Genomic DNA, 6,724 nt, shown 5'->3' with positions numbered 1-6,724 from the left:
ACATGATGCTAAAAATGAAATTATAAAAGCATTTACCCCCCTTATTATTAGAGAGTCTAAAAAGGTGTTTATTAAGAATAGAAATTATGAAGAGCTAATTCAAATAGGTATAACTAATTTACTTCATGCAATTAAATTATTCGACTTATCTAGGGACCCTAAAGCCTTCACTGCCTATGCAGCTTTTAGTATTAAAAACTGCTATAGGGCTCTTATAAGAAAAGAAGCTAGATCTAATGATGAACTTAGTATAGATATAGTAAATGAAGAATCAAACCAAAGCTATTCAGATGCACTAATAGATACTAACTTTTCCCTAGAAGAAACTGCAATAAATAATATACTAGTAGAAGAACTAAAAAAGGCCCTAAATAAATTAGAGCCTGAAGAACTAAGTATTATAAAATTCCTGTATATAGATAATACATCCGCCAACTTAAGCAAATATGCAAGAGCTGTAAAGAAAGACTACTATTACTGCAATTGCCTAAAAAAGCGTGCCCTTTCAAAACTTAAATCCCTAATACTATAAAAAAATGAATCATACTAATACTCTGGATTACGTTGTAATCTCCAAGTCATCCTTCCGCATTAGTATGATTCATTTTTTATGTTATTAATCTTCTCTTTTAAGTTTTAGTCTTAATTTTTGAATAATCTTGTCTTTTTGGTATCTTGCTTTATGGTATTCTAGTCCTTTTTCTTCTGCATATTTCTTTAATGTAATATTCTTTACATATATAGCCTTAAGTAAAGCTCTTTCTTCCTCTTCTAAAAGATTTATTTCCTTTATAAGTATTTCTTTATCTTCACTTTTTATATAATCTTCAATTATATTGGTACTTTCGTCTGCAATTTCTTTTATATCTATTACCATTGCAATTTCATTTGATTCCTTATGTTTATAGTATTGTTTTTCTACCTTTGATATTTCCTTGTATATATCATTTCTTATTATTTCTTTAGCATAACTTGAAAATCCTGTGCTTAATTCTATCTTACAGCTCTTCACTGCTTTTATTATGGAAAGTGTAGCTATTTGTCTAATATCCTCTTTATCGTATCCTTTTACATAAAAACTAATCATTGTGTTATAAATTAATGGTTCATGTTTCTTTATAATTTCTTCTAATGCAATGTTGTTTCCATCTTTAGCTTTAATTAGTAATTCCTTTACTTCCATCATATAATCTTATGAGGCTGTCGCATTACCAGCTAAAATTAAGAATTATTTATGTAATTCTTACATAATTACTAAAATTAATTACTTTTTAAAACTCCTATAGGAATTTTTTCATTAATTTTTCATTATTCATTCTTAATTATTTATTGTGCGACAGCACTCTCCCTCCTTAATATTTTATATTTTATTTACCCTTTATTATAATTTTCTCTTTATTAATTACATTTTAGCAAACATATGTTCTTTAGTCTAGTATTATTTGAATTTTTTTACATATTTTACTGATAATTAATTTCAATAAAGGTTTTTAATTTCTTAAGTTTTGGCTTATACTATTTATAGGGAAAATTTATGTATTTTTCCTAAGGGAGGTAGAGAAGTTGAAAAAAAATAGTAAATTAATTTGTATTGATATGGATGGTACTTTATTAAATAGTGATCATGAAGTAAGTGAAAGAAATAAAGAAGCTCTAAAAAAAGCAAGTGAGCTTGGTGTTAACATAGCCATTACTACTGGAAGATTATTTTGCTCTGCAAGATATTATTCTGACTTAATTGGAATAGATACTCCTGTTATTGCTTCAAATGGATCTTATATAAAAAATAAATTTAATGATACTGCAATTTTAGAAAATCCTATGCCAAAGGATGTTGCTATTGAAATTTATAATATTGTAAAAAAACATGGTTTAACTGTTAACTTTAATAGCTGGGATACTTTAATTAGGGAGGATTTTATTCCTGAAAACCACGCTTATTACATTATGAATCAAGACTTACCAGAAGAAAAAAAGGTAAAGTTTTTAGTATGTGAAGACATTATTCCGACTATTGAAGATTTTCAAGGTAATATTCTTAAAGGCATAGTAATTGAAGAAGGAGAAAATAAAGATAATTTATGGGCTGCTAAAGAAGAATTAAAAGATACCTTTGGTGATAAGCTTCACGTAGTTAGCTCAGGAGATAATAATTTTGAGATTATGATGGGTAACTCTTCAAAGGGTAATGCCGTTGCTTACCTTGCAAAGTCTTTAGGAATTAAACCTGAAGAAGTAATGTGTATTGGAGATTCAGAAAATGATATTTCAATGATTAAATATGCTGGAGTTGGAGTTGCCATGGGTAACGGCTTAGATATTGTAAAGGAAGTAGCAGATTATATCACTGATACTAATAATAACTCTGGAGTTGGAAAAGCTATCGAAGAGTTTGTCCTTAGATAAATACTTATACTTAACTAAAAAACTTAGAAAAGGCTACCTACTTATAGGCAGCCTTTTTTGCAATTCACAATTTATAATATATAAAAAATAAGAATAATAAGTAATTCCACGGCAATCACTAAAAATATATTAATTCAAAAAACCCCGTAGGAGTTTATACCTTAATTATACATTGTTTATTATTAATTGTTATTTGCTATATATCCTTCTAAGAATGATACTAAATTATTTACTGTAGCCATATCTTTTCTTTCTAAATCAGTAGGTTGAAGCTTAATGCTAAAAACTTCTTCTAATTTTAATAATACTTCAATAATTCCAAGAGAATCTAAAAGACCAGCTTCAAATAGATCTAAGTCTAGATCCTCTCTTATTTCGTCTGTTTCTGTTACTTCCTCTAAAATATTTAATACTTTATCTAACATTTTAATTCCTCCTATAATATTTATCTAAAAAGCCATCCTGAGAATATGAATAGCCCAAAGCATGCTACATTAAAATTAACGACAATTTGAACATATTGAAACCATTTTTCTTTTTTATGTTTCTTATAGTACTTCCATTTTCTTTGAATTATATCTGTAATAACTAGTACTATACCTTGATATAATCCATATATAATATAAAAGGAGCTTAATCCATGCCATATCCCCATTACTAACATTGTGGTTATTTGAGCTACATGAGAAGCAGTAAATCTACTTTTAAATCTCTTTTTTCTCATAGAATTTAATACTATCCTAGAATATATATAGTCTCCAAACCATTTTGATAATGAAATATGCCACCTCGTCCAGAACTCTTTCATATCCTTACTTAAGAATGGTTTATTAAAGTTGTCTGGCGTCTTAATTCCTAATATATAGCTTGTGCCTACTGCAAAGGAGCTATATCCTGCAAAATCAAAGAATAAATATAAACTATATGCATACATGTAACTTAATCCATTAAGGAATGTAATATCTGCTGGAACTTTACTCATCCACATAGTATTAATTAAGTATGCTAAAACAAACTTATATCCTAATCCAATAATTATCTTTCTTATACCTACATATAGATATTCATCTAAGTATTCTCTTTTTTCAATAGATTTATTTATGTCTGCTTCAAACCTTCTATATCTATCAATTGGCCCTGAACTTAATGTTGGAAAGAAAATTATAAAATATACTAATGTATAGAATTTTACATCTTTAATAGCTCCATCATATATTTCAATAATTATTTGTATAGTTTTAAAGTTTAAATAAGATAACCCAATAAATCCTAACGGCCCGAATCTAGTAAAAATTGAAGTCTTTGTAATTATTAATGGTAATATTGATACAAATAAGGCTATATAATAAATTATTTTACTATCAGTCTTTCTTCTTATAAATAAATAACTAAATATTACTATAAACTCTCCTACTATAAACATTATAAATAATAGTAAATTATTTTTCCCCGTACCAATTATTAATCCAACCATTAATATTGATATCAAGGCTCCGTAATGTTTAATATTCTTACCCCTGATTCCTAATATTATTGCAGGAATAAATGACAATAATAATATATATAGATATAGATAATCTCCATATTGTGCTAATTTCATTACTTAAATTCCTCCATAAGCCTTTTCCTATCTACCTTATCGTTATTATTCATAGGGAATTCTTTCACTACCTTAATATTCTTCGGTATCATGTAAGCTGGAATATACTTCTTAAGCTCATCTTTTATCTTTAAGGTATTCTTTAGATTACTTAATCCTGTTTCCTCCTCTAAAATAACAAAGGCAACTAAATGTGATACTTTTTGCTCTCTATATACTGGTAAAACTATAGTGTTTTTTATATTACTTACTTTTCTCAAATTGTTTTCTATATCTTCAAGCTCAATCCTAAAACCATTTAGCTTTATTTGAAAGTCTTTTCTTCCACAAAAGTATAAAATTCCATCCTTATAATAACCTAAGTCTCCTGTTTTATAGGCTCTATACTCTTTCCCATCAATAACTTCATTAAAAAATACCTTTGCTGTCATTTCATCATTATTGTAATAACCTTTGCTTACACTTTTACTATATATAGTAATTTCGCCTTTTTCGCCATCTTTAACTTCATTATTATTATCATCTAATATTTTTATAATAGATCCTTTCATAGGATATCCTATAGGTAACTCTTTATTATCAGTAATTATATCTTGTGTTATATCTATTCCTGTTATAGCTACTGTTGCTTCTGTTGGCCCATAGCTATTTATTATTCTAACATTAGGAAATCTTTTTCTTATATCTATTACAAGTTTACTAGGTAATATTTCCCCTATGAAATACATAGTTTCAATGTTAGTCATTAATTCATTATTAAAGGAATCATCCTGCATACACATTGCTGCAAAAGCAGGTGTTGAAATCCAAAGTCTCATATCTGACTTTTTCAGTTCATTGAAAGTTTCTTTCATATTTTCTAAAGTTTTTTTAGATAAACTAAATAACTTCTTACCATTTATTAACCCTAAATATACAGGCATAACTGATAAATCGAATGAATATGATGGTTGATTTAAAATTGATTTATTTTCATTTCCTACCTTTAAGTACTCTGTAAACCACTCAGTAAAGAAATCTAAGTTATTTTTACTTATTTGTACTCCCTTTGGCTTACCTGTGCTTCCTGAAGTAAATAAAATGTAACAATTTTCATCATCTTTCACCCAGTACTTGCTATCAATTTCATTCTCTCCATAATTATTATAAATGAAGTTTAATCTATCTAGACTTATAATATCTGAGCTTACATCAATACTATCTGTAGTACAATTTATTACTACTTTAGGATTTACTTCTTTTAATATATTCTCTATTCTATCTTTTGGAAATGTTATGTCTACAGGAACATAAGCTCGCCCAGATTTTAAAGCAGCCATCATAGCTACAAGCATATCATTTTCTTTATTACCATATAAAACAACAGGTGTTCTATCTTCATTAAATTCTTTTAAAAGATAATAAGCTAAGGCATTAGACCTTTTTTCTAATTCTTTATATGTTAATTCTTCTCCATCTACCACAGCTGCTACTCTATTTTCTTTTGAGTATAATTTTATATTTTCTAAAATTCTCATTTTTAAATCTCCTCTTTAAAATTGATTATATACAAATGGTAAATCTTTAATAGTAGAAACTACAAATATTAGAAACATAGCTATAATTGTAAATGTAAGTATAATACTATCCAATAACTCTTTATTTTCCTTGAAAATATTTAGCCATTTCTTCATTTATTGTTAGCCATCCTTTCCATCCTAAATGCATTACATCAAACATATAATACTTTTCATATTCTTTATTTTGAAGATTTAATACCTCAAACCCTTTGTCTTTTGCCATCTTTTCAATTTCTGTATAGAATTCTGTTCTCTTTTCTAAAGTTAATCCTAAATGATCATAATATAAGCCATTAACTGGCATCAATATTATAAGAGGTTGTATGCCTAGTTCCTTACATGTATTAAGTAGAAATTCATAATCTTCAATTTCCTTGGATTTCAATAAATCAATATCTACCCAGGCATCTTTTAAAGTATCATATTTATCTCTTAAGTAAGTATCATAATATTCATCTTCTACAAATAAATTATTATTAGTTACTTTGCTTTCAGCTTGTTCCTCTGCCTTTGTATATTCCTCTTCCCAATTAACACTTTTTAAATTCTTTTCAGTTTTATCAGGACAATCTTTTAATAATTTTATTGTTTGTACTTTATCTTTTAATCCTAGCAAATATTCCTTTGAGTAATAATACGGTTTTAGTACTGCTAATACTGAATTAGAAATTAAATTATCTTTATAATATAAATTTGCAAATATTTTCTCTTCTCCATATTCGTCACTATTACTTAGAAGTTCAGAAATTCTTTTAGCGTAATAAATTTTTGTATCTTTATTAATCTTATCATTATTAAAAAAATTATAAAATTGCTGTTCTGAAAAATTAACTAAGAAATCATTTCCATTTATTCCATTTTCATTTCCAAACCATTGTGCTGAAATTACAATTGCGACTTTATCATCTTTATTTAAATCACTTATATTACTTAAAATTGTTCCATGTTGTAAGGATTGTGTATAAGCTCTTCCATATATACTTACATCATAATTAGCTCCTTGAAATGGGAAGAAATTAATTGGATTTTGATCTACATGGGATGATAATTCAGAAGATCCAAGTAGCATTAAATCTCCACTTTCTTTCATATAATTTTTTAGCACGCCACCCCTATCCCTAGTTATGTGATTGTAAGTATGCTTTATACTAGTAATATC

Annotated in this window: 7 protein-coding genes; 2 read left to right on the top strand and 5 right to left on the bottom strand. The window is 27.0% G+C overall.

The window, feature by feature from the left end:
* On the top strand, positions 1 to 532 hold a 532-nt coding region (locus E6248_RS11285), incomplete at its 5' end, for a sigma-70 family RNA polymerase sigma factor (protein ID WP_316340901.1).
* An 84-nt stretch (positions 533 to 616) separates the two neighbouring features.
* Here E6248_RS11285 and E6248_RS11280 read toward each other — a convergent pair.
* Positions 617 to 1,186 (bottom strand): sigma-70 family RNA polymerase sigma factor, encoded by a 570-nt coding sequence (locus E6248_RS11280; RefSeq protein WP_316340900.1) that lies wholly within the window; start codon positions 1,184 to 1,186, stop codon positions 617 to 619.
* A gap of 377 nt (positions 1,187 to 1,563) precedes the next feature.
* Here E6248_RS11280 and E6248_RS11275 point away from each other — a divergent pair, with 377 nt between their 5' ends.
* A complete protein-coding gene (locus E6248_RS11275) occupies positions 1,564 to 2,406 on the top strand; it encodes a Cof-type HAD-IIB family hydrolase (protein WP_316340899.1) in 843 nt (280 codons plus the stop codon).
* A 182-nt stretch (positions 2,407 to 2,588) separates the two neighbouring features.
* On the opposite strand, the gene dltC is transcribed toward E6248_RS11275, so the two are convergent.
* From dltC to dltD, 4 genes are all read right to left on the bottom strand, one after another.
* Positions 2,589 to 2,831, bottom strand: a complete 243-nt coding sequence (gene dltC / locus E6248_RS11270; RefSeq protein WP_316340898.1) for a D-alanine--poly(phosphoribitol) ligase subunit DltC — start codon at positions 2,829 to 2,831, stop codon at positions 2,589 to 2,591.
* Between the two features lie 20 nt (positions 2,832 to 2,851).
* Positions 2,852 to 4,006: a D-alanyl-lipoteichoic acid biosynthesis protein DltB gene (dltB, locus tag E6248_RS11265; protein ID WP_316340897.1), complete on the bottom strand. Its 1,155-nt coding sequence runs from the start codon at positions 4,004 to 4,006 to the stop codon at positions 2,852 to 2,854.
* A complete protein-coding gene (gene dltA / locus E6248_RS11260) occupies positions 4,006 to 5,523 on the bottom strand; it encodes a D-alanine--poly(phosphoribitol) ligase subunit DltA (protein ID WP_316340896.1) in 1,518 nt (505 codons plus the stop codon). The genes dltB and dltA overlap by 1 nt, the downstream gene beginning before the upstream one ends.
* Before the next feature lie 121 nt (positions 5,524 to 5,644).
* A partial coding sequence (gene dltD / locus E6248_RS11255; protein WP_316340895.1) for a D-alanyl-lipoteichoic acid biosynthesis protein DltD occupies positions 5,645 to 6,724 on the bottom strand: 1,080 nt, incomplete at its 5' end.

Origin of the sequence: Clostridium sp., from assembly GCF_032552055.1 — a bacterium.
Classification (GTDB): domain Bacteria; phylum Bacillota; class Clostridia; order Clostridiales; family Clostridiaceae; genus Clostridium.
This window is presented reverse-complemented; position numbering and strand designations above follow the sequence as displayed.